The organism is Actinospica robiniae DSM 44927 (genome assembly GCF_000504285.1).
GTDB classification, from domain to species: Bacteria; Actinomycetota; Actinomycetes; order Streptomycetales; family Catenulisporaceae; genus Actinospica; species Actinospica robiniae.
The window spans coordinates 3,535,058-3,556,897 of the sequence record NZ_KI632511.1 but is presented as its reverse complement, the minus strand read 5'-3'; the positions used below and the strand labels follow the sequence as shown (position 1 = coordinate 3,556,897).

Genomic DNA, 21,840 nt, shown 5'->3' with positions numbered 1-21,840 from the left:
CCTTGCACCGTACGTGTCCGCTCGCATGCGCACTGTACACACGCCGCGGCGCGGGCTCAGGGCTTGATGTGGACCTTGAGGCTGGTGCGGTCGACCATGGCGCGGTACCCGTCGGGCACGGCGGGGCGGGCGCCGACGGCCTCGATCACCACGTGGGTGCCCTGCCCGCCGGTGAGCTCGCGTACGGCGTTGATGCCCTCGTCGCCGCGGGCCGCGACGACGTCGGTGGCGCCGAACTCGCGGCCGAGGTCGGTGCGGGCCTGGTGGCGGCCCATGAGGATGATGCGTTCGGCGCCCCGGCGCTTGGCGGCCAAGACGGAGAGCAGGCCGACGGCTCCGTCGCCGATGACGGTGACGGCGGTCCGCGGGCCGACGTCCGCGATGGCGGCGGCGTGGTGTCCGGTGCCGAGGACGTCGGTGAGGGTGAGCAGGTGGGGGAGCAGCGCGGAGTCGGCGGCGATGGGCAGCTTGACGAGCGTGCCGTCGGCCAGCGGGGCGCGCACTGCCTCGGCCTGTCCGCCCTCGTCCTCGATCGAGTCCCAGAACCCGGCCTCAGGGTGGCTGCAGGAGCTCTGCAGGCCGTCGCGGCAGTACTCGCATGTGCTGTCGCTGATGGCGAAGGGCGCGACGACCAGGTCGCCCTTCTTCAGGGTGGCCACTTCGCGGCCGATGTCCTCGATGATGCCGAGGAATTCGTGTCCGACGCGGAAGGGCGCGTCCTCGGCGGTGCGCGAGGTGTAGGGCCACAGGTCGCTGCCGCAGATACAGGCGCTGAGCACGCGGACCAGGGCGTCGGTGGGGTGTTTGACGGTGGAGTCCGGGACCTGCTCGATCCGGACGTCTCCGGCGCCGTACATGACGGTGGCGCGCATCGGGGTGTACTCCGTTCACAGAAGTTGATCATCTGACGGCGCGATGCCTCCCCGCGCCCTGCATGATCCATGGAAACCGGTCCGGGCCGGATGCGGGAGCCACCGCCGTTACGGGTACCGGCGGAACCCCCCGGACGGGCCGATCGGCCGACAGGCGGGACGGGCCCGCCCCGCCTGTCGGCCTGCGTCACCAGGTGCCCGCGACGTAGGTGGTCTCCAGGTACTCCTCGATGCCCTCGAACCCGCCCTCGCGGCCCAGCCCGGAATGCTTGACGCCGCCGAAGGGCGCTGCCGGATCGGAGACCAGGCCGCGGTTGAGGCCGACCATGCCGACTTCGAGCCGCTCGCAGATCCGCAGGCCGCGGGCCAGGTCGCGGGTGTAGACGAAGCCGGTCAGCCCCATCGTGGAGGAGTTGGCCAGCGCGATCGCGTCGTCGTCGGAGGAGGTGGCGATGATCGGGGCGACCGGGCCGAAGATCTCCTCGGTGGCCACGGCGCAATCCCGGGGAACGTCGAGGAGCACAGTGGCCGGATAGTAGAACCCTGCGCCGTCCGGGACCGAACCGCCCAGGATCGCCCTGGCGCCGGCGGCGACGGACCGCGAGACCTTGTCGGCGATGCCGTCGCGCTGCCTGGCGTTGATCATCGGCCCCAGCTGAGTGCCCTCTACTGTCCCCGGCCCCATCTTCAACGCGCCCATCCGCTCGGCCAGCCTGCGTGCGAACTCCTCGGCGACCGGCTCCTCGACCAGGAATCGGTTGGCCGCGGTGCACGCCTGTCCGCCGTTGCGCATCTTCGCCACCATCGCGCCGTCGAGCGCGGCGTCGAGATCGGCGTCCGCGCACACGATGAATGCGTTGTTCCCGCCGAGTTCCATCGAGGAGTCCACGATCCGGTCGGCGGCCTGCTTGAGCAGGATCGCGCCGACCCTGGTCGATCCGGTGAACGAGAGCTTGCGCACCCGGTCGTCACCCAGCGCGTGCTCGACGATCGGGCCCGGCTGCTCCGTCGTCACGACGTTGACGACGCCGTCCGGGACGCCGGCCTCGGTCAGGATCCGGGCCAGCACCAGGGCGGTGAGCGGCGTGTCCTCGGCCGGCTTGAGGACCACCGAACAGCCGGCGGCCAGAGCCGGGCCGAGCTTGCGTGTGGCCATCGCCGCGGGGAAGTTCCACGGCGTGAGCAGGAGCGCGACGCCCGAGGGCTTCTTGAAGGTGATGATCCGATTCTGCCCGGTCGGCGACATGCGCAGCTCGCCGCCGACGCGCACGGCCTCCTCGGAGTACCAGCGCAGGAATTCCGCCGCGTAGAGGACCTCGGCCTTCGAGTCCTCGAGCGACTTGCCCATCTCCAGCGACATCAGATAGGCCATGTCAGCGGCCTGATCGATCATCAGATCGAAGGCCTTGCGCAGGATCGCCGAGCGCTCCCGGGGAGCGGCCGCCGCCCAGGCCGGCTGCGCCGCCGCGGCGGCGTCGATGGCGGCCGTCATGTCCGGCAGGCCGGCCCGCGCCACCGAGGCGATGGCAGAGCCCGTCGAGGGGTCCAGCACGTCGAAGGTGCCCTCCTTGCCGTCGACCCACTTTCCGCCGATCAGCAGCCGGGTGGGAGCTTGGATGGCCTCGGACATGGGTGCTCCTCTCAGACGCCGCGGCTGATCCAGGCGCCGGTGGTTCTTCGGCGCCGACCCGCGGCATACGTTGTCTTATTCGTCCTGAAAACCCCATTTATATCCCGGCCGGCCGGGCCCGACCCGGCGAAACGCTGCCCGCGCAAGGCCCGACAGGCGGATCGGGACGGAAACCGTCATATACCGAAGTGCCGCTTTCGTTCACTAAGGTGAGGGCGTGTCACACCCGTCGTCGTCCGCTTCGGCCGAGGTCACCACGCCGCTGCAGCCGGCCCCCGACCCGGCGCCGCCTTCGCCTTCCTGACCGCCGCGGCGGGTTTCTACGCGATGCTCGCGGGCCTGGTCAACGGGACCTGGGGCCGGCACGTCATCCCGACGTACCCGGACCCCGGCCAGCGTCTCGCGCGCCTGGCCCACAACCGGCCGCGCCCGCTGTCCATCACCTCGTCCGCCGGGGAGACCGATCTCGCCCGGGAGGCCGCCCAGCTGAGATCGGAGATCGGCAGGCACCACGCCTGACCCGATCCGTGGCCTGATCCCCCGGCAGCCCGGTCCGCTAGACCATGGTCCGAGGATCCACGACGCGGTCGAACTCGTCGGCGGACACGCCCGAGGCGAGCGCGGCCTCGCGCAACGTCGTGCCCTCGTCGTCGGCCTTGTGCGCGATGGCCGAGGCCTTGTCGTAGCCGATGGCCGGGGACAGCGCGGTCACCAGCATCAGGGACCGCTCGACGTAGTCGCCGATCCGCTCGTCGTTGAGTTCGATGCCTTCGATGCAGTACTCGCGCAGCTTGACGCACGCGTCGGCCAGGATCGTGGCGGAGTGCAGGAAGTTGTTGATGATCACCGGGCGCATGGCGTTGAGCTCGAAGTTGCCCTGGGAGCCGGCGAAGGCGATCGCCGAGTCCTCGGCCAGCACCTGGATGCACACCATGACCATGGCCTCGCACTGGGTCGGGTTGACCTTCCCCGGCATGATCGAGGAGCCGGGCTCGTTCGCCGGCAGGGTCAGCTCGGCCAGGCCGCAGCGCGGGCCCGAGGCCAGCCAGCGGATGTCGTTGGCGATCTTCATCAGCGGCACCGCGAGCGAGCGCAGCCCCGCCGAGGCGCCGACGAGCGCGTCGAGTCCGCCCTGCGCGGCGAACTTGTTGCCGGCCGTGACGAACGGCCGCCGGGTCTCCTTCGATATCTCGGCCGCGATCTGCTCGGCGAAGTCGGGCGGCGCGTTCAGGCCCGTGCCCACGGCCGTGCCGCCGGCGGCCAGCTCGTGCAGTCCCTCGACCGAGCCGGTCAGCCGCTCGAGCGCCTGCTCCAGCTGCCGCTCGTAACCCGACCACTCCTGGCCGACGGTGAGCGGGACGGCGTCCTCGAGGTGGGTGCGCCCGATCTTCACCACGTCCTGCCAGTCGGCCGCCTTCCGCCCAATCGCGGCCCGCAGGGCCCTGACGGCGGGCACCAGGTGGTCCTCGACCTCGGCGAGCGCCGCGATGTGCATCGCGGTCGGGAAGGTGTCGTTGGACGACTGGCCCAGGTTGACGTGGTCGTTCGGGTGGATCGGGGTCTTGCTGCCGAGCTCTCCGCCGACCAGCTGGATCGCCCGGTTGCTGATGACCTCGTTGGTGTTCATGTTGGACTGGGTGCCCGAGCCGGTCTGCCAGACGTAGAGCGGGAAGTGCCCGTCCAGCTCGCCGGCGATCACCTCGTCCGCCACCCGCTGGATGAGCGCGGACTTCCATTCCGGCAGGCGTCCGGCCCGGCCGTTGACGATCGCCGCGGCCTTCTTCACGTAGCCGTAGGCGTGGTAGACGGCCTTGGGCATCCGGTCGTCGCCGATGGAGAAGTGGATCAGCGAGCGCTGCGTCTGCGCACCCCAGTACCGGTCGGCCGGCACGTCGAGCGCGCCCATCGAGTCGGTTTCGCGACGTTTCCCGGTCGCGTCCAGGCCCACCGGGAGATCGAGCACGCGCGGCGCGCGGTCCTCGTTCGAATCCTGCCGCTTAGTCATCGCGCCACCTCGGCGTTTCTCGTTCGTCGGGAGTGGCGGATCAGCCGAGGAAGGCGAGCAGGTGCTTGTTGACCTCGTCGGCGTGCGTCCAGCACAGGCCGTGCGGAGCGCCCTCGACGGTGACGTACTTCGCGCCCTTGATCATCTCGTGGGTGCGCGCGCCGGTGGCCTCGATCGGCAGGATCCGGTCGGCCGTACCGTGCATGACCAGCACCGGGACGTCGATCTTGGGCAGGTCCTTGCGGAAGTCCGTGTACCAGGTCGCCACGCAGGCGATGGTCCCGGTCGGAGACGCGGCCGTGGCGGCGTTCCAGGAGTCCTGCACGGCCTCCGGGCTGATCCGCTTGCCGAGGTTGTCGTCGAGGTTGAAGAAGTTCTTGTTCCACTCGGTGAAGTAGGCGAAGCGGTCCTCGGTCAGGGCGCCGGCGATCGAGTCGAACAGCTCCTGCGGACCACCGTACGGATCCTCCGGCGTGTTGAGCAGGAACGGGGGCACGCCGGAGATGATCACCGCGTCGCGGATCCGGCCGGACCCGTAGGCGCCGAGGTAGCGCGCGATCTCGCCGCCGCCCATGGAATGGCCGACGAGGGTGACGTCGGTCAGGTCGAGGGCGGTGAGCAGCCGGTCGAGGTCGGCCGCGAAAGTGTCGTAGTCGTATCCGGTGGCCGGCTGGCTCGACTTCCCGAACCCGCGCCGGTCATAGGCGATGGTCCGGTAGCCCGCGGCCAGCAGCGCTCGCTCCTGGCGCTCCCAGGCCCGGCCGCTGAGCGGGAAACCGTGGATGAGCACGATCGGGCGGCCCGAACCGTGGTCCTCGTAGTAGAGGTCGATCGATCCGGAGTTCTCCTGGCCGACGGTGGCGTAAGGCACGATGTCTCCTCGCATGTATTGAGGTTAATCTCAATTCTGATATTACCTCTGATATCAGGCTACTCAGACGATGTTCAGGCGGTCCAGGAAGCGCGCCGCGTCCGCTTCGTCGCCGGTGACCTCGCAGTAGTCGCGCCACGGCTTGCGCGTGGTGCCCCACTTGATGAAGTCGAGGGCGGTGCTGCGGATACGGGTCGAGCCGTTCGCGCCGGGCACCACCGTCAAGGCATCACGGCCCAGATCGGCCGGCAGCACCGTCACCGTCGTCGCACCCGGGCCGGTCAGTTCCAGCACCAAAGGCTCGAGGACCGTGGCGGTCAACTCCTCGCCCTGCATCTGCGGCACGCCCGCCAGCATGAACTCGACGGCCGGCCCGACGTCCTCGTCCGTCGGTTCGGGCAACGTGAACGGCAGCGGCCCGTCCGGTGCCAACATGTCGTTGCGCACATGGCAGAAGACGTTGAAGGCCATCGTGTTCGCCAGCAGGTGCCGCGGATAGACGCCGAGCCCCGTCACGTTGACCGGATCATCCGCGATCTTCGCGTCCTGGCCTTTCGCCAGCAGCTTGAGCTGCAGCGGTGCGCTGCGCTGCCATTCGTCGATGACCCGCGCGTGGGGCCAGTCCCGCCGCTCGTCGACCCGGAGGTCGTGGTAGCGCTCGCGGTTCGCAGGCCACGAAGGGTCCGGCTTGGGCGGATCGACCGCCTCGGTGGCGAGCGCGGCGAGGTGGGCGAGCACATCGATCACCCGCCACCCCGCGCACGCGGACGGCGTCTCCCACATCTCGTCGTCCACCATGGGGATGATCTCGTCGAGTTGCGCCGCGCTCCGGCGCGCGGCTTCCAGTCCGGCGCGGGTCATCGGTCCTCCTCGCAGGATAGGCCGTCGTCACGACGGCCACGTGGCGACCGTAAGTCGGCCGCCGACGCCCGGCAACCTGTCGAGGGAACCGGGGTAGGGCCGTTCGTGGGAGTCGCACCCCCTGTAGATGCCGGTGCGCGGACGCGAGCCCTGGTGTTAGTTTTCGGGTGGCTTGCCGTAAGGGGAGGACCGAATGGCCCGGAATGACAGCGGTACCAGTACCAGTACCGGCACAGCATCCGCGGCGTCCGGGCTGAGGATCGTCCCCGCGAACGAGGCGTCGTGGGAGGACCTCGAGCTCATCCTCGGCAAGGCCAGATGCCACGGCGGCGCGTGCTACTGCCAGCGGTTCAAGGCGGGCGGGGCCGCGTGGGAACCGGCGTACGACGAGGCACGGGCCTTCCGGCTGCGCGGGCAGACGTCCTGCGGCGACCCGGAGTCCGAGGCGACAAGCGGGCTCGTGGCGTACGCCGACGACGAGCCGGCGGGCTGGTGCAACGTGGAGCCTCGCACGGCTTTCCCCGGCCTACCCGCCTCCCGCGTGGCGTGGAAGGCGCGCGGCGAGGACAAGGACGACGCCGGCGTGTGGGCTGTCACCTGCTTCATCACCCGTACCGAGTTCCGCCGCACGGGCATCACCCACGCCCTCGCGGCCGCTGCGGTGGAGTTCGCCCGCGAGCGCGGGGCACGAGCGCTCGAGGCCTATCCGATGGTCACCGAACCCGGAAAGGAGATCACCTGGGGCGAACTGCACGTCGGCAGCCGCGGCGCCTTCGCGGACGCCGGGTTCCGGGAGGTCGCCCACCCGACGCCGCGGCGCGTGGTGATGCGGATCGACTTCTGAGCCGCTCGAGCCGCTCGAGCCGAGCCGTCTACGGTGTCTTCACTCCGGTCACGCGAGCGTCCACTGCGCAATGCCCGGACCCATTCCAGAGTCGGTCTGGAACTGAAAGAGCCCGAGCTTGTCGCCGGACGGCAGTTGGAACACCTCGACGCCGAGGACGCTGGATCCGGGCGTAAGGCTCGCGGAACCGGCGAACGACTGGCCGACGCTGACGTTGTCGAGGTCGGCGTTGAACTGCTGCCCAGAGCCGTCGCGTAGCTGCACGCAGTTGTCGGGGGAGTCCGACCACGCGGATGTGCCGACGTTCTTGATGCGGAGTTGGACGGCGACGAACTGCTTGCCCGCGTCGGGCGCGTTGAATTCGTCCGCACCCTTCGCACCTGGGACGACTTTGATGAGCGTGACGGCGAGCTTGCCGCCGTTGGAGTCGGTGACGTCGATCGTGTCGCCGAGCCCGGCCGGCTTCGCCGCAGTAGCGGCGGAGTGCCCTCCGACGGGGGTGTTGTCATCGGGACTCACGGTCAGACTGGTACCCGCGCCAGAGCCGACTGCGACAGCGACCACGATGAACGCCACCACGACACCCAGGCAGCCGAAGCCGCCGATCCACCAGCCGGTGCGCTTCTTCTTCGGCGGCTGACTCGGCGGCTGAGCGAAATACGGCTGCTGGTCAGCGCGCCGTTCCATGAAATCCCCCTCGGTTCGATGGTCCACCGAGGGTGACCGTACCTGTGCAGTCGGCGATTCGTGCGGGTTTTGCGCAGTCGTGACCTGGCGTTCGATGAGGCGCTAGTGCGCCGTGGCGACCGCGACCTGATCGCCTCGCGCCAACTGCTCCACGACGGTGCCGGGCGTTCCCGGCCGGAAAGCCGACAGTTGGAGCGAGTGGGCGTCGATCCCACGCTCCACCCGCTTGGCGGTGTCCTCGTCGGGCGGGTTGCGCAACGCGATGACGACGGAGAAGGTGTTTCCGTCGAGCGAGCCGACGTCCAAGCTCACGATCTCGCTGAGTTCGCTGGCGGCCATGGCCACTTCGACATCGTGCAGCACGACCTGGGCCCGGCGCCTGTCAGCCTCATCCATACCAGGACGCTAACCCGCGAACCCGCGTTCCGCGACCGGTGCCGGCCGCGTGTCAGTCGGCCGAGGCCTGCACGACCGCGAGTACTTCTCCGCGCGCCAACTGCTCGAGCGGCGTGCCCTCGGGCATGAAGCCGTAGCCGGCGAGGTGCAGGTGACGCACGTGCAGGGCGTCTTGTACCTGCTTCGCCAAGTCGTCATCGGGCGGTACAGGCAGGGAGACCTGTACGGAGGGAGTGTTCCCGGCGAAGCTGGCCTCGTCCAGCGTCACGCGCTCGGTGAGGCCTGCGGCGTCCAAAGCGAGTTCGGCTTGCTCGAGGAGCGTCGGACCGTTCATGGCCCGACGCTAACCCGGCGTCTCGGTCTCCGCGAGCCGTGCTCGCATCGACTTCTGCGACCGGGGTACACGGAGTGGACTGGATCTGGCGCACTGGATCAAACACTGGATCAAGCACTGCATCGGAAGGGAGGCCGGAAGTGAGCGAGTCTTCCGTACGAGCGGTGGGCTGGGCGCGCTCGCTGCCGATCGACAGCAGCGTGAAGGCGGCGCGCGACTGGGCTCGGGAGCGCCTGCGCGCACTCGGCTGGACCACCGACGCGCCCGACACCGCGGACGCTGTGCTGCTTACCGTCTCCGAGCTGGTCACCAACGCACATCTGCATGCGCACAGCGATGCGCAGCTGATTCTGGCCTGGGATAACCGCTGCCTGCACGTCGTCGTCCACGACGCCTCGCCCGCGTTGCCGACGCCGCGCTCCCCGGACAACGAGAGCCTCGGCGGACGCGGCATGCTCCTCGTCGAGGCGCTCGCAGACAGCTGGCAGTCCCGCCGCTGCCCCTACGGCAAGATCGTTACCGCCTGCTTCCGGCCGCATCTGGTGCATCAGGAGGACGACGCGAGCAGCTGAGGGCATGCGCAATCGACGGCGCGTCGGCCTGTCTCCGCCCGTTGATAGCTTCCCGTCATGGACACCGGCGAAGACCTTGAACTGCCTGCCGCACTGGCGGCCGCGATGGAGCTCATGCTCGACGCGTTTTGCGAGGACCCGAAGCACTACGCCACGTCTTCAAAGTCAAAGGCACCGAAGGTAAAAACGCCCTGGACCGATGGCTCGCCTGGGCCGCACGCTGCCGCAGCCCGGAATTCACCGGGCTCGCGAAGAGAATCAAGGAACATCGCGCCACCCTCGACGCCACACTCGAACACGGCCTGTCCAACGCCCTGATCCAATCGACCAACACCAAAATCCGCCTCATCACACGCACGGCCTACGGATTCGCCAACCCCCAAGCCCTCATCGCACTCGCTCTCCTCAGCTCGGCGGCTACAAACCCACCCTCCCCGGCAGAAACTAACCCGCGGATACAGCAGGAGAGCCCGAATTCTGCATCGGCCGGCGGATTGCGGCGGACCACGGATGCCGTGTGTCCGCCGCCGGCAGTCAGCAGCGGCCGTAGATCCTGACCAGAATCGTCTCGGGCGGCAACGCTTCGAGGTACCGATGCTTGCCGGTGTGGTAGTTGGCGTTGCCGCGGGCGTCGTTGTAAGCATCCGGGCGGTGGATGCACGCGCTGCCGCAGGTTCCGTGGTGGGCGGCGCCGTCGTCTCCGATCCACCACCCGTCGAGGGTGAGCAGGTCCCAGCCACCCAGGTGCTGGGAGACGACGCTGTCGGCGAAAGTTTGCGCGTTCAATCTGGCGTGACGGAGAGCACCGGGGCGGAACTGGACTTCCGCCGAATAGTGTCGTGGGTCGCGGCCGCCTAGCGGGTGCGCTGCCTCGTAGGCGGCGATGAGCGGCTGTGCCGCGTATTCCCGGCGCGCTTGCTCGGAATCCACGCTCCCGCGTGGGCTGGACTGTAGGCGATGGCTGATGAGCTCGTAAGGCAGCGCCAGAGGGTGAGTATCGGCCAGCCGGTGCCACAATTCCCATGCCTCGACGGCCAGCGTGCGGCCGAGCTCCGGCTCCTCGGAGAGGTCGAGCAGCTCGCGTGGGCCACCCGCGCACAGACCCGGCAGGCTCGGCAGGTCGGGTACGACGCCATCCGAACCCAGGCCGTCGTGGATCAGCCGTGGGTCATCTTCGCATCCCGGGCGCACCCAGAAGCCATAGCCGTCGTTGCCGCCTCTGACTCGCCAGCTGTCCCACATGTAGCCGAAGTCCCAGTCCAGATCGGTGTCTCCCGCAAAGGGGGCGAGCGCCTTCGTCAGCGCGATGGGGAGGTCTGCCTCAGTGCCCGGCGACAGGCACACGGTCACCGAGTATTTCGCCATTGTCGTCCTTCTATTGATCTTTAAGTTCCAGGTAGCCACGCGTGCAACGGCTCAGCATATTCTGCGGTGTCCACAGACCCGCTGTCGACGGAGATTTCCGTGCTGTCGACAGAGGCCTGAGAAGCGCCCGATTCGGCATACTCGGCGTATGAGCGCTGAGACGATCCATCTCGCGGTGTACGACGGCCTGGCCGACTGGGAGGTCGGTTACGCGATCGCCCACATTCGGGACCCGCAGTGGCAGCAAGCACCCGGGCGATACGCGGTGGCCACGGTCGGGGCGACGGGGGAGCCGGTGGTCACGGCCGGCGGGGACCGGGTCCTGGCATGCGGAAGACGGCAACGGTGAGTTCGCGCGGGCCGCGCGCGCGTGCGTGCCTTGAAGCCGGCGTGCCCGTCGCGGCGATCTGCGGCGCGACCTTCGGCCTCGCGCGTGAGGGGTTGCTCGACGAGCGCCCGCACACGAGCAGCGCGCCGGAATACCTGGCCATGACCGGCTATCGCGGCGCGGCGCACTACCGGCCCGAGCTCGTCGTCGCGGACGGGGACCTGATCACCGCCAGCCCGATCGCGCCGGTCGAGTTCGCGCGGGAGATCCTGGGCAAGCTGGACGTCTATCGGCCGCGGGTGCTCGCGGATTGGTGCCGCTTGTTCGGCGAGAAGGACCCGAGTGCGTACGCGGATCTGAGCGCCGGCCCGAGCATGTGAGCTGGAGCGGAGCTCGTAGAACCCTGCGGAAGCCGGCATCGCGCCCAGTCTGATCAGTCTCCTGATACTGGCCTGGCCCCGAACTCAGAGCCCGAAGTCTGCCCTGCCAAATTGGACTAGACCTGTGGTACCTTCGGGGCCTGGGCGTCCGGGTGGGACGCGGGGGAAAGGGTCTGCGGTGTCAGACGTCGTGGTGACGAGCGTGTCCGTCGGCTTCCGGGGCGGGGAAGGCAGATCCGGCTCGCTGGCGTGGGGGCAGCAGGCGCTGTGGAACGCCATCCGGCGGACCCGGCCGGAGGATCAGTACTTTAACTTCAGCCGCGAGTTCACACCGGCGGGCCGGGCCGGGATCGAAGACGTGACCGACGCCTTGGCGCGGGTCCTGGCGCGGCACGAGGCGCTGCGCACGACGCTGGTCGCGGACGAGGCGCTGCCTGAGCAGGTCGTGCACGGCGCCGGGAAACTGAACGTCGACATGCACTGTTGTGCCGCCGCCGATGTCGACTCGGTGGCGGCGGCGACAGCGGCCGAATACGAGTCGCGCGCATTCGACTACGTCGGCGAGCTCCCGTTGCGGGTCGCGTTCGTGACGACGGACGACGACGCGGTAGCGCGGGTGGTGTTCTGTTTCTGCCATCTGGCGGCCGACTTCGGCGGCTCGCAGGTAGTGCTCGACGATCTCGCCGGGTATCTGCGAGCGGATGCGGAGCCCGCGTCGCCGGCGCCGCAGCCGTTGGATCTCGTCGCGACGCAGAACGCGCCGACCGGGCGGCGCGCTTCTGAGCGCGCACTGGACTATTGGGAGGCCGAGTACCGGCGCATTCCGCCGACGATGTTCCCGGTGGCGCGGGCTGCCGCGCAGGATCCGCCGTTCTGGACCGGCGCGCTCAGTTCGCCGGCCCTCGGCGACGCGCTCGCCCTCGTCGCCGCGCGGTGCGAGGTCGGCGATTCCGCGGTGATCCTGGCCGCCTGCGCCGCGCTGGCGGCCGAACTCGAGGGCCACGAGCTGTGCGCCATGCTGGCGATCGTGGGCAACCGGTTCCGCCCGGCGCAGCGCGCTCTGGTCTCCAGTCTGTCGATGGAGGGCCTGCTCACGCTGGATATCGACCGCGACGCCACGTTCGCGGATCTGGTCCGCCGCACCTGGTCCGCCTCGGTCCGGATGTACCGGGCCGCCGAGTACGACGAGGCCGGGCGGGACGCGATGTTCGCCCGAGTGGACCGGGACCGGGGCGAGAGCGTCCATCCGTACTGCTGCTACAACGATCTGCGCGGCGGCCCGGATCGCCCGGCGGGCACGGTCGACGGGCCCGGGCCCGGACTCGACGCGTTGCGCGCGGCCCGGGAACGCAGCGAGTTCAGTTGGGCGCGCAAGCTGCCGAAGGTCAGCTGCCGATTCTGCGTGCACGTCGTCGGCGGCGCGCCGCTGTTCCGCATCGACCTGACCGCCGACACCCGGTATCTGCCGCCGGACACGATCGAGCGATATCTGCGCGGTGTGGAGCACCTGCTCGTCGAGTCGGCCGGTCGCGAGGTCGCGGTCGGCGAGTTGGCGGGAATGCTCCGCTGATGGCGACCGCGTATGCGCTCGCCACTTCGGTCGCGCCCGGCGAACGGCTGATGTTCCAGGTCGACGGCAGCGCCGACGGGCCGGTGACGGCCACGGTGTACGACGCGGTCGACGGCACGCCGGTCGCCCGGTCGCGCGTCGAGGGGCCGCGCTGGGTGCTGGAGATCCCCGAGGGCTGGCGCAGTTCGCTTTACCGCGCGGTGTTCCGGGAGACGTCGGCGGAAGATGACGACGCGTCGGAGACGGACCCGGACGCCGAGGCTCACTTCGTCGTGCGCGCGGCCGCGCCGGGCGCACCCGTGCTGCTGTCGGTGCCGTTCGCCACCTGGCAGGCCTACAACCGCTTCGATGTGCCGGGCGAGGGGCTTTACGGAGCCGAGAACCCGGAGCGGGCCGCGCGGGTGAGTTTCGACCGGCCCGGCGGCGGTCCGCCGACCGAGCGCTGGGAGCACGGCCTGATGGCTTGGCTGCGCGCCAACGACATCGCCGTGGACTACTGCTCGGGCCTGGATCTGCACGGCGGCGACGATCTTCTGGCCGGCTACCGCCTGCTCGTCGTCAACGGACACGACGAGTACTGGACCAAGGAGATGCGCGACGCGGTGGAGACGTTCACCCGCCGCGGCGGCAACCTCGCCGTCTTCGCCGCCAACACGGCGTGGTGGCAGATCCGGCTCGAGGACGCCGGGCGCACCATCGTCTGCCACCGCGACGCCGTCGCCGACCCCTTCTCCGCGACCGACCCCGAGCGGGTCACCGTGGAGTGGTCCAGTGCCCCGGTCAACCGCCCGGAGAACGCCATGACCGGCGTCAGCTTCCGGCGCGGCGCGGGCTGCTGGGGCCCGTACATGCCGCTCATGCGCGAGGAGTCCTACACCGCGCGCTTCGCGGACCACTGGGTGTTCGAGGGCACCGGCCTGACGGACGGGGACCAGTTCGGGCGCGGCTGCTTGGGCTACGAGACGGACGCCGCGGACATCGAGGAACGTGACGGCGTGCCGAGGGCCACCGGTCGCGACGGGACACCGGCCTCCTTCGTCGTGTTGGCGACGGCCGATCTGGCGCACTGGGCGCACTACGGTCAGGGCGGCGCGGCGACGATGGGCGTCTTCGAGTCGGGCGCGGGCACGGTGTTCAACGCGGGGACGGTCAACTGGGGTGCCGCGCTGCACGACCCCGCGGTCGATCGAATCACCCGCAATGTACTGAGTCGCCTCTCGGAACCGCCCGACCGCAGCCGGTGGACGGTGATCGGCCCGGCCGCAGACATCCGTGCCCTGACGGCGGTCGATTCTCGGCTGTTCGCGGCGTTGGCCGACGGCGCCTTGGCGGTGCGTGACCTGTGCGGCCAGAATCTGCGGTGGCGGCCGGTCGGGCGGGCTGAAGGCGTTGTGGCGCTGGCGGTTCCGCGGGAGGCCGTCACCGGCGGGCCGCTCGGCATCTACGCCGCCACGGCCGACGGCGAGCTGCGATACACCGATGCCGACCCCGGGCCCGACGGCATATATCAATGGTCTGCATTCGGTCGGGTACCGGCGAACACCTCCGCCCTCGCGGCCGTGAACGGCGCGCTTTACGCGACGGACCGGGACGGCTTGCTATGGACGGCGCCGCTCGCCCGACCGGACGGTTCGTCCGGTCTCGACGCCGCGGAATGGCTGGAATGTGGAAAGGCCGGCATGCTCGTAGGTCTCACCGCGATGAACGGCCGGCTCTACGGGCTCGCGGACGACGGCACGATCCTGACGCGGCGCCCACTCGCACACGAGCCGTGGCAGCAGCTCGACGGGGACACCGGGCCGGGGACGGGATCCACGGCCCTCGCCGCCGGCGCCGGTCGGCTCATCGCCGGGTCCTGCGATGGGGTTCCGCTGCGCTGGCGCGAGGCCGGGCCGGGAGCGGCGCGATGAGGGACGCGATTCTCGAGCAGGACCACCTCGACTTCCGGGACACCGTACGCGCTTTCGTGGCGCGGGAGGTGTTGCCGCACTACGAGGCCTGGGAGGATGCCGGCCGGGTCGACCGGACGCTGTGGCGCGCCGCGGGCCGCAACGGGTTGTTGGGCCTGGACGTGGCCGAGGAGTTCGGCGGCGGGGGCATCGACGACTACCGGTTCCCGGCGCTCATCACCGAAGAACTGGCCCGGACCGGCGCCAACGGCGTGGCGATACCGCTGCACAACGACATCATCGGGCCATATCTCAATACCCTGACTGATGAGGCGCAGCGCAAGCGCTGGCTGCCCGGCTACTGCCGGGGCGAACTGCTCGCCGCGATCGCGCTGACCGAGCCCGGCGCCGGCAGCGACCTGGCGGGGATGCGTACCACGGCCGTGCGCGACGCCGACGGGTACGTGCTCAACGGCTCGAAGACCTTCGTCAGCAACGGTTCTGAAGCCGACCTCATCATCGTGGCCGCGGTCACCGACCCACGACGCGCTTCTCGCGGGCGAGTCAGCCTGCTGGTGGTCGAGCGGGACATGCCGGGGCTGGAACGCGGCCGTCCGCTGCGCAAGCTGGGCCTGCACGCGCAGGACACCGTCGAGCTCTTCTTCCGCGACGTGCGGGTGCCGCCGGAGAACCTGCTCGACGTCGAGGGCAACGCGCTGCGCGCGCTGACGGAGCACCTGCCCCGGGAACGGCTGAGCATCGCGGTGGCGGCGGTCGCGTCGGCTGAGGCGGTGTTGGCCGAGACGCTGGCCTACTGCCGGAGCCGGCAGGCCTTCGGCCGCCCGATCGGCGAACTGCAGCACGTGCGGTTCGAGTTGGCCGAGATGGCGACCGAACTGGAGGTGGCCCGGACCTTCGTCGATCAGTGTGTGCTGGACCACGTCGCCAAGCGCTTCGACGCGGTCGGCGCGGCCCGGGCCAAGTGGTGGTGCACCGACGTGCAGAAGCGGGTCGTCGACCGCTGCCTCCAGTTGCACGGCGGCTACGGCTACATGCACGAATACCGGGTGGCCAGGGCTTTCGTCGACACCCGGATGATGCCGATCTACGGCGGCACCAACGAGATCATGAAAGAGATCATCGGCCGGTCGCTCGGCCTGTGAGTATGAGTTCTGCTCTGATATATAAATCTTGACGCAAACGAGGTGACGACGTGATCTCCCCTAGCGCCAGTGCCGAAGCGCCGGCTCCGGCCGGGCTCTCCCCGCCCGCCGCGGCGGATCTGGACAGCCTGTTGATGATCCGGCATTTCGAACGGTCGCTGCTGGAGCTCTTCGCCCAAGGCCGGCTCAACGGCACGACGCACACGTGCCTGGGCCAGGAGTACATCCCGGTCGCGCTCTACCCTCTGCTGGACGAGGGCGACTTCGTCTTCAGCAACCACCGGGGCCACGGCCACTACCTGGCCCGCTTCGACGATCCGGCCGGGCTGCTGGCCGAGATCATGGGCCGGGCGGGCGCGGTCTGCAACGGCGTCGGCGGCAGCCAGCACATCTTCCGCGACCGGTATCTCTCCACCGGCGTGCAGGGCCAGAGCCTGCCCGTGGCGGCCGGCGTCGCACTGCACCTCAAGCACGCCGAGCCGGGCCGCATCGCGGTCGCGCACATCGGCGACGGCACGTGGGGCGAGGGCGCCGTCTACGAGGCTCTGAACATGGCTTCGCTGTGGCGGTTGCCGCTGCTCGTGGTGGTGGAGAACAACGGAATCGCGCAGTCCACGCCGACCGCGGCGGAGATGGCCGGGACCATCGCGGCTCGCGCGGCCGCGTTCGGGATCCGCCACCACCGCACCGACTCGATCGACGTGGCCGCGTTGCGCGGCGAGCTGGCGCAAGCGGTCGCCGGCGTTCGGGAGCGCCAGGAGCCCTGCATCCTCGAGTTCGTTACGCAGCGGGTCGGTCCGCACAGCAAGGGAGACGACACCCGCGACGCCAATGAGCTGCGCCGGGCGCGCGAGGGGGACTGGTACGAGCTTTACCGTCTGGCGTTCGGCAGCGTCTTCGCGGATGCCGACGAGCGCCAGCGGCGACGAGTGGATGCCGTCATCGCGGACGTCGCCGCCCGTCCGCCGTCGGAATGGACCACGAGCGACGGGATGCGCGCATGAGTCGGCCGGAGCGGGTCGCGGAGAATCTCAACCGCGCGCTGCACCACCTTTTCGAGCACGACCCGCGGACGTACCTGCTCGGCGAGGACATCGCCGATCCTTACGGCGGCGCGTTCAAGATCACCCGTGGCCTCTCGACCCGGTTTCCGCAGCGGGTGCTCACATCGCCGCTGAGCGAGGGCGGCATCGTCGGAGTCGGCGCGGGCCTGGCCCTGATGGGCGACACCCGGGTCGTCGAGATCATGTTCGGGGACTTCGTCGCACTCGGGTTCGACCAGCTGCTCAACTTCGCCAGCAAGTCCGTGTCCATGTATGGACGCGAGGTGCCGATGCGGATGGTGGTGCGCTGTCCGTCCGGCGGCAACCGGGGATACGGGCCGACGCACAGCCAAAGCCTGCACAAGCACTTCGTGGGCATCCCTCGGCTGAGCCTGTTCGAGCTCTCGCCTTTCCATGACGCCACCGCGGTTTTCGACGCGATGATCGAGCGTGGTGAACCGTGTGTGCTGTTCGAGGACAAGGTCCTTTACACGCAGCCGATGTACAGCGGCGGCACGGTCGACGACCTGTTCCGGTACGAGTTCGTCGAGGGCTCGGATGTGGCGCGGGTATATGTGGTCGATGAAGCCCCGGACTGGACGATCATCGCTCCCGGGGGCTTGACCGAGCGGGTCCTGGCTGCGGCCAGGTCACTGCTGCTCGAGCGGGAGACGGTCTGCGAGATCCTCATCCCCTCCCGGCTCTATCCCTTCGATCCGACGCCGCTGCTGGGTCTGCTGGCCCGGGCCGGCGGCGTCTGCGTGGTCGAAGACGGCACGGCGGACGGCAGTTGGGGCGAGCACCTGGCCCAGCTGATCCACACCGCGCTGTGGGGACGGCTGCGGCAGCCGGTCCGGCTGGTGAGCTCCGCCCGCGCCATCATTCCCACCGCGCCGCATCTCGAGCGCCGGGTGGTCGTCCAGGAAAGCACCATTCGGCAGGCTCTTGCGGAGGCTAACCGGTGATCGACGTCGAAGTGCCCAAGCTCAACAACAACGACACGAGCTACGAGCTGGTGCAATGGCTGGTCGAGGACGGAGCCGAGGTGGCCGGGGGCCAGCCGCTCGTCGTCGTCGAGACCTCCAAGGCCATCGAGGAACTGGAGTCGCCCGGGTCCGGCGTGCTGCACATCCGGGTGGAGCAGGGCGGCGAGTGCAAGCCCGGCGAGTCGATCGGTCAGCTGCTCGCGCCGGGCGAAGAACCCGTCAGCTATCGGCCCGCCGAACAGGGCCCGTCCGCTGCGCCGGCCGCCGCCCTGGTGGTCACCGATGCGGCGCGGGATCTCGCTGACATGCACGCAATCACCGAGGATGAGCTGCGTTCGCTTAATCGAACCCTGATTCGCACGGCGGACGTCCAGACACTCGTCGATACCCGCGCCGCGCAGCCCGCGGGCCTCGCGGACGACGCGGCAGCCGGCGAGCTCCTTCCGGCCCGGCAGCGCGCGGTCGGCGCCGCGGTGTCCGAATCGATGCGCACCATCCCCGCCGCGGCCGCCTATGTCAAGGTGCTGGTAGATGCGGCGCTGGCGCGGGCCGAGCGGCTGGCGCAGGAGCAGGGCGGTGGGTTCGCAGGCCTGGCGGAGCTGCTCGTGAAGGCCGTGGCCACGCTGCATCCGAGGCATCCGATGCTGTTCGGCACGCTCGTCGGCGACGGCCGCGTCCGCCGGGCCGACGCTGCGCACGTCGGGGTCACCCTCGACGTCGGGCGCGGGCTGCACGTGCCGGTCATCCACGATGCCGCCGAACTGAGCGTCGCGCAGATCGCGCAACAGCTGGGCCGGCTGCGATTCAAGGCCCTGCGAGGCGGCTTCGCAGAGGCGGAACTCGCCGGGGCCAACGTCCTCGTCGCGCTGCACAACACCGGCGGCGTCGTGCTGGCGACCCCGATCGTCTTCCCCGGCCAGGCCTGCGCGGTCTGCCTTCCGGACACCCAGGAGGAGCTCGCACTGTCCGCGGACGGCCGGGTCGTGGCGCGTCGCTACGTGAATCTCGGGCTGGTCTACGACCATCGGCTGGTGAACGGCCGCGATGCCGTGGTGTTCCTGCAGGAACTCAGGAACCTGCTGGAGGCACCGGAAGAACTGGCCTAGTGGTCTAGTCCTTTCCGCGCCTCATCTGCCATACTGGTCTAGTCCTTTCCGGGCAGTGCCTCCACGTCTCAGGAGGCTGTTTTCGTGTGTCCGCGCAGCGGGCCTGCCCGGCTCCAGACGAACGGGGACGGGGTCGAGTGTTCTACTCCACACAGCAAGTTCAGCGTGTTCCGGCTGCCTGGAACAACGGTCCGGACCGAAGTCACGGCTCTGACACAGTGCTCGAGCGCTTCCGCGAGCACGCCGCAGCCCGACCGGACGCCGTCGCGGCGACCGGCGGCGGCTGTGCGTTGACCTATCGCGAGCTCGCTTCTGCGGCGCGCGCGACGGCGCGTGGGCTCACCGCGGCGGGAGTGCGGCCGGGGGACCGGGTCGCGGTACTGGCGGAGCGGTCGGCCTTGGCGGCCGTCGCGCTGATCGCGGTCTGGCAGGCCGGCGCGGTCTACGTGCCGGTCGATCCCGACCACCCGGACGAGCGGGTGCGGTTCCTGCTCTCCGACTGTGCCGCCAGGGTCGTGCTCACCGAGCCGGGCCTGGTCGCCCGCGTGCCCGCCGGCTCGGCGGTCCTCATCGAGGCGGGGGCTGCATCGCAAGCCGCGGACGGAGCGGACCCGGCCACGCCGGCGCCGGACGAGGTCGCCTACATCATCTACACCTCCGGATCGACCGGCCGCCCCAAGGGCGTCGAGGTGACGCACCGTTCGCTCGCCCACGTCATCGCCGAACTGAGCCTGACCCTGCGAGCCGACGCCGATCAGCAGTGGCTCACCATGGCGCCGACCACGTTCGACATCTCCATGGCAGAGCTCTGTCTGCCGCTGTCGACCGGCGCCCGGGTCGCGGTGACCACCGCGGCCGAGGCCCGGGACGCCGCCCGCCTGGTCCGGATGATCGGCGAGCTCGGCGTCAGCAGGATGCAGGCGGTGCCGGCCCAGTGGCGGGCCCTGCTCGACGCCGGGCTGCGCGCGCCGGACCTGGTGGCCATGGTCGGCGGCGAAGCGCTGTCGGTCGGCCTGGCCGACGAGCTGACCTCGCGGATTTCCTTGCTGGTCAACGGTTACGGGCCGACCGAGACCACGATCGTCTCGACCCTGTGGCCGGTCGTGCCCGGCGCCGACGAGATCTCGCTCGGCCGGCCGATCGCCGGCACCCGCCTCTACCTCCTCGACGACCAGTTGCGCGAGGTGCCCGTGGGGGAGGCCGGCGAGCTGTACATCGCCGGCGCCGGGGTGGCGCGCGGTTACCTGGGCCGTCCGGACCTGACGAACGCCGCGTTCCTCGACGACCCGTGGGGGCCGGCCGGCTCGCGGATGTACCGCACGGGTGACCGCTGCCGATGGAACCCGGACGGCGCCCTGATCTACCTGGGCCGCGGTGACGGCCAGGTGAAGGTGCGTGGCCAGCGCGTCGAGACCGGCGAAGTGGAGAACCGTCTGCTGCTGCATCCCGGGATCGCCGGCGCAGCCGTCGTGGTGCGCGACGACGTTCTCGTCGCCTACGTCACCCCGACTGCCGGCGACTCGGCGGCCGGCACCGGCGCGGCGGTGCTGGAAGCGGTCGCGGTGCGCACATTCGCGGCGGCTGCGCTCACGCCCGCGATGGTGCCCGGGCTCGTGGTGGTGCTCGACGCCTTCCCGCTCACCCCGAACGGGAAGATCGATCGCTCTGCTTTGTCCGATCTGCCCGTGCATCAGACTACTGCCAATGACCTGACATCTGGCGGCGAAGACACCACCGAGGCCGACGATCCGTTCGCGACCGCCGTCTGCGAGCTGATCGCCGAAGTGCTCAACGTGGACTTCGTGCGCGCCGGCGACGACTTCTTCGAGCTCGGCGGCAGCTCCTTCGCCGTGATGCGTGTCGCCGCGGCCATGGCGGACCTGTGGTCCGTGGAGGTTCCGACAGAGGTCTTCTACGACGCCGAGACCGTCGGCGATCTGGCCGCGGCGGTGGACCGGCTGCGCGCGGGCGCGTCGTGACCGCGCTGCGCGAGGTCGCGGCGCACATCCCACCGACGGTGCCTCTGGAGGCGCTGAGCGAACGACTCGGCCTGACGACCCTGCAGACGCGCATCTTCCGGCGGCTGCACGGCCTGGAGCGCATCGCCGTGGGCGACGGCGAATCCTGGGGCGAGATGCTGCTGGCCGCGGCGTCGGGTCTGCGCGCGCTCGGCCCCGCGGCCGAGCGTGTCCGGTACGTCATCGCCGGACGCACCATCGGCTTCGCCGTCCCGCGCGACCAGCAGCCGCTGGCCGAGGTGGCCGAGAAACTCGGGCTGACCGGCGCGGTGACCTTCAGCGTCACCGAGCTCGCCTGCGCGTCCGGCCTCTTCGCTGTCGACCTGGCCGGCCGGCTGCTCGAAGCCGACGGCGATCCGGACGCGTTGGCGCTCGTGTTCAGCGGCGAGAAGGCGTTCACCCCGAGCATCCAGCACGCCCCGGAGACGACCATCATGGGCGAGGCCGTCGCGGCGTGCCTGGTCGGCGCGGACGGCGCGAGTGATCGGGTGCTGAGTTACGCGACCAGCACGCACGGGGAGTTCTACCGGGAACAGGACGACCCGGCTGTCGCGGTGGCCTTCCGCGAGATCTATCCCGGACTCGTCGCCGACATCGCGACGGAGGCGGTGCGCGAGGCGGGCCTCGGCTGGGACGAGATCCAGCTGATCCTGCCGCACAACGTGAACAAGGTCTCCTGGGTCCAGGTGGCGAAGCTGTTGGGCCTGCCGCTGGACCGGATCTATCTCGACCTCGTGCCCGTCTACGGGCACTGCTTCTCGGCCGACCCGTTCCTCAACTACCTGGCCGCTCGCGATGCCGGCCGGCTGACCCCGGGCCGGCCGTACCTGATGGTGACGGCCGGGCTCGGCGCGGTCGCCTCCGCCATGGTGCTGTGCCACTGAGACGCCGAGTCACTGAGGCTCCCGTGTCACTGAACC

Annotated in this window: 19 protein-coding genes and 3 pseudogenes; 13 read left to right on the top strand and 9 right to left on the bottom strand. The window is 70.0% G+C overall.

What is annotated here, in order from left to right:
* Nucleotides 1–89 precede the first annotated feature (89 nt).
* Together ACTRO_RS15060 and ACTRO_RS15055 are read right to left on the bottom strand one after the other, a co-directional pair.
* A pseudogene (locus ACTRO_RS15060) lies at nt 90–872 on the bottom strand (alcohol dehydrogenase catalytic domain-containing protein); the annotation flags it as partial.
* A 187-nt stretch (nt 873–1,059) separates the two neighbouring features.
* The gene (locus tag ACTRO_RS15055; protein WP_034263675.1) at nt 1,060–2,502 is read right to left on the bottom strand and encodes an NAD-dependent succinate-semialdehyde dehydrogenase; all 1,443 of its coding nucleotides are present in this window, start codon (nt 2,500–2,502) and stop codon (nt 1,060–1,062) included.
* A gap of 327 nt (nt 2,503–2,829) precedes the next feature.
* On the opposite strand from ACTRO_RS15055, the gene ACTRO_RS15050 reads away from it, so the two are divergent.
* Nucleotides 2,830–3,021 carry a hypothetical protein gene (locus tag ACTRO_RS15050; RefSeq protein WP_034263673.1) on the top strand — a complete coding sequence of 64 codons (192 nt, stop codon included), beginning with the start codon at nt 2,830–2,832 and terminating at the stop codon, nt 3,019–3,021.
* Between the two features lie 37 nt (nt 3,022–3,058).
* Here the strand turns inward: ACTRO_RS15050 and fumC are convergent, their stop codons facing one another.
* The 3 genes from fumC to ACTRO_RS15035 all read right to left on the bottom strand — a co-directional run bounded on the left by fumC (nt 3,059) and on the right by ACTRO_RS15035 (nt 6,239).
* Entirely contained in the window at nt 3,059–4,507 is a 1,449-nt protein-coding gene (gene fumC / locus ACTRO_RS15045; protein WP_034263672.1) for a class II fumarate hydratase, read from the bottom strand.
* Nucleotides 4,508–4,547: 40 nt separating this feature from the next.
* On the bottom strand, nt 4,548–5,378 hold the full coding sequence (locus ACTRO_RS15040; protein ID WP_034263671.1) for an alpha/beta fold hydrolase: 831 nt from the start codon (nt 5,376–5,378) through the stop codon (nt 4,548–4,550).
* Between the two features lie 63 nt (nt 5,379–5,441).
* Complete coding sequence (locus tag ACTRO_RS15035; RefSeq protein WP_034263669.1) at nt 5,442–6,239, bottom strand: maleylpyruvate isomerase N-terminal domain-containing protein; 798 nt, start codon at nt 6,237–6,239, stop codon at nt 5,442–5,444.
* Nucleotides 6,240–6,432: 193 nt separating this feature from the next.
* Between ACTRO_RS15035 and ACTRO_RS15030 the strand changes: the two genes are divergently transcribed.
* Nucleotides 6,433–7,083, top strand: coding sequence for a GNAT family N-acetyltransferase (locus ACTRO_RS15030; RefSeq protein ID WP_051450866.1), 651 nt, complete (start codon nt 6,433–6,435; stop codon nt 7,081–7,083).
* Between the two features lie 48 nt (nt 7,084–7,131).
* Here the strand turns inward: ACTRO_RS15030 and ACTRO_RS43340 are convergent, their stop codons facing one another.
* From ACTRO_RS43340 to ACTRO_RS15015, 3 genes are all read right to left on the bottom strand, one after another.
* A complete protein-coding gene (locus ACTRO_RS43340) occupies nt 7,132–7,770 on the bottom strand; it encodes a DUF4352 domain-containing protein (RefSeq protein ID WP_051450865.1) in 639 nt (212 codons plus the stop codon).
* A gap of 102 nt (nt 7,771–7,872) precedes the next feature.
* Nucleotides 7,873–8,166, bottom strand: a complete 294-nt coding sequence (locus tag ACTRO_RS15020; protein ID WP_034263668.1) for a hypothetical protein — start codon at nt 8,164–8,166, stop codon at nt 7,873–7,875.
* 52 nt (nt 8,167–8,218) lie between these two features.
* The gene (locus tag ACTRO_RS15015) at nt 8,219–8,500 is read right to left on the bottom strand and encodes a hypothetical protein (protein WP_034263667.1); all 282 of its coding nucleotides are present in this window, start codon (nt 8,498–8,500) and stop codon (nt 8,219–8,221) included.
* Nucleotides 8,501–8,640: 140 nt separating this feature from the next.
* Here ACTRO_RS15015 and ACTRO_RS15010 point away from each other — a divergent pair, with 140 nt between their 5' ends.
* Both ACTRO_RS15010 and ACTRO_RS49660 read left to right on the top strand, forming a co-directional pair.
* A complete protein-coding gene (locus tag ACTRO_RS15010) occupies nt 8,641–9,072 on the top strand; it encodes an ATP-binding protein (RefSeq protein ID WP_051450864.1) in 432 nt (143 codons plus the stop codon).
* Nucleotides 9,073–9,212: 140 nt separating this feature from the next.
* A pseudogene (locus ACTRO_RS49660) lies at nt 9,213–9,520 on the top strand (transposase); the annotation flags it as partial.
* 86 nt (nt 9,521–9,606) lie between these two features.
* Here ACTRO_RS49660 and ACTRO_RS15005 read toward each other — a convergent pair.
* Nucleotides 9,607–10,437: a hypothetical protein gene (locus ACTRO_RS15005; RefSeq protein WP_034263666.1), complete on the bottom strand. Its 831-nt coding sequence runs from the start codon at nt 10,435–10,437 to the stop codon at nt 9,607–9,609.
* Nucleotides 10,438–10,585: 148 nt separating this feature from the next.
* On the opposite strand from ACTRO_RS15005, the pseudogene ACTRO_RS48890 reads away from it, so the two are divergent.
* From ACTRO_RS48890 to ACTRO_RS14960, 9 genes and pseudogenes are all read left to right on the top strand, one after another.
* Nucleotides 10,586–11,145: pseudogene (locus tag ACTRO_RS48890) on the top strand (DJ-1/PfpI family protein).
* A 178-nt stretch (nt 11,146–11,323) separates the two neighbouring features.
* Nucleotides 11,324–12,715: a condensation domain-containing protein gene (locus tag ACTRO_RS14995; protein ID WP_034263665.1), complete on the top strand. Its 1,392-nt coding sequence runs from the start codon at nt 11,324–11,326 to the stop codon at nt 12,713–12,715.
* The gene (locus ACTRO_RS14990) at nt 12,715–14,625 is read left to right on the top strand and encodes a N,N-dimethylformamidase beta subunit family domain-containing protein (protein ID WP_211244256.1); all 1,911 of its coding nucleotides are present in this window, start codon (nt 12,715–12,717) and stop codon (nt 14,623–14,625) included. Before ACTRO_RS14995 ends, ACTRO_RS14990 begins: the two co-directional genes overlap by 1 nt.
* Nucleotides 14,622–15,767 carry an acyl-CoA dehydrogenase family protein gene (locus ACTRO_RS14985; RefSeq protein ID WP_034263664.1) on the top strand — a complete coding sequence of 382 codons (1,146 nt, stop codon included), beginning with the start codon at nt 14,622–14,624 and terminating at the stop codon, nt 15,765–15,767. The genes ACTRO_RS14990 and ACTRO_RS14985 overlap by 4 nt, the downstream gene beginning before the upstream one ends.
* A gap of 50 nt (nt 15,768–15,817) precedes the next feature.
* Entirely contained in the window at nt 15,818–16,771 is a 954-nt protein-coding gene (locus ACTRO_RS14980) for a thiamine pyrophosphate-dependent dehydrogenase E1 component subunit alpha (protein WP_034263663.1), read from the top strand.
* Nucleotides 16,768–17,775: an alpha-ketoacid dehydrogenase subunit beta gene (locus ACTRO_RS14975; RefSeq protein ID WP_034263662.1), complete on the top strand. Its 1,008-nt coding sequence runs from the start codon at nt 16,768–16,770 to the stop codon at nt 17,773–17,775. Before ACTRO_RS14980 ends, ACTRO_RS14975 begins: the two co-directional genes overlap by 4 nt.
* Entirely contained in the window at nt 17,772–18,902 is a 1,131-nt protein-coding gene (locus ACTRO_RS14970) for a 2-oxo acid dehydrogenase subunit E2 (protein WP_034263661.1), read from the top strand. The genes ACTRO_RS14975 and ACTRO_RS14970 overlap by 4 nt, the downstream gene beginning before the upstream one ends.
* A gap of 218 nt (nt 18,903–19,120) precedes the next feature.
* A complete protein-coding gene (locus ACTRO_RS14965; protein ID WP_051450863.1) occupies nt 19,121–20,881 on the top strand; it encodes a non-ribosomal peptide synthetase in 1,761 nt (586 codons plus the stop codon).
* Entirely contained in the window at nt 20,878–21,804 is a 927-nt protein-coding gene (locus tag ACTRO_RS14960) for a 3-oxoacyl-[acyl-carrier-protein] synthase III C-terminal domain-containing protein (RefSeq protein ID WP_034263660.1), read from the top strand. The genes ACTRO_RS14965 and ACTRO_RS14960 overlap by 4 nt, the downstream gene beginning before the upstream one ends.
* Nucleotides 21,805–21,840: the final 36 nt, after the last annotated feature.

Excerpts from the sequence above, each read along its gene's own strand:
- ACTRO_RS14985 (WP_034263664.1), top strand. The coding sequence starts at position 14,622 with ATGAGGGACGCGATTCTCGAGCAGGACCACCTCGACTTCCGGGACACC.
- ACTRO_RS15005 (WP_034263666.1), bottom strand. The coding sequence starts at position 10,437 with ATGGCGAAATACTCGGTGACCGTGTGCCTGTCGCCGGGCACTGAGGCA.
- ACTRO_RS15035 (WP_034263669.1), bottom strand. The coding sequence starts at position 6,239 with ATGACCCGCGCCGGACTGGAAGCCGCGCGCCGGAGCGCGGCGCAACTC.
- ACTRO_RS14990 (WP_211244256.1), top strand. The coding sequence starts at position 12,715 with ATGGCGACCGCGTATGCGCTCGCCACTTCGGTCGCGCCCGGCGAACGG.
- ACTRO_RS43340 (WP_051450865.1), bottom strand. The coding sequence starts at position 7,770 with ATGGAACGGCGCGCTGACCAGCAGCCGTATTTCGCTCAGCCGCCGAGT.
- ACTRO_RS15030 (WP_051450866.1), top strand. The coding sequence starts at position 6,433 with ATGGCCCGGAATGACAGCGGTACCAGTACCAGTACCGGCACAGCATCC.
- ACTRO_RS15020 (WP_034263668.1), bottom strand. The coding sequence starts at position 8,166 with ATGGATGAGGCTGACAGGCGCCGGGCCCAGGTCGTGCTGCACGATGTC.
- fumC (WP_034263672.1), bottom strand. The coding sequence starts at position 4,507 with ATGACTAAGCGGCAGGATTCGAACGAGGACCGCGCGCCGCGCGTGCTC.
- ACTRO_RS14975 (WP_034263662.1), top strand. The coding sequence starts at position 16,768 with ATGAGTCGGCCGGAGCGGGTCGCGGAGAATCTCAACCGCGCGCTGCAC.
- ACTRO_RS15015 (WP_034263667.1), bottom strand. The coding sequence starts at position 8,500 with ATGAACGGTCCGACGCTCCTCGAGCAAGCCGAACTCGCTTTGGACGCC.
- ACTRO_RS15055 (WP_034263675.1), bottom strand. The coding sequence starts at position 2,502 with ATGTCCGAGGCCATCCAAGCTCCCACCCGGCTGCTGATCGGCGGAAAG.
- ACTRO_RS15050 (WP_034263673.1), top strand. The coding sequence starts at position 2,830 with ATGCTCGCGGGCCTGGTCAACGGGACCTGGGGCCGGCACGTCATCCCG.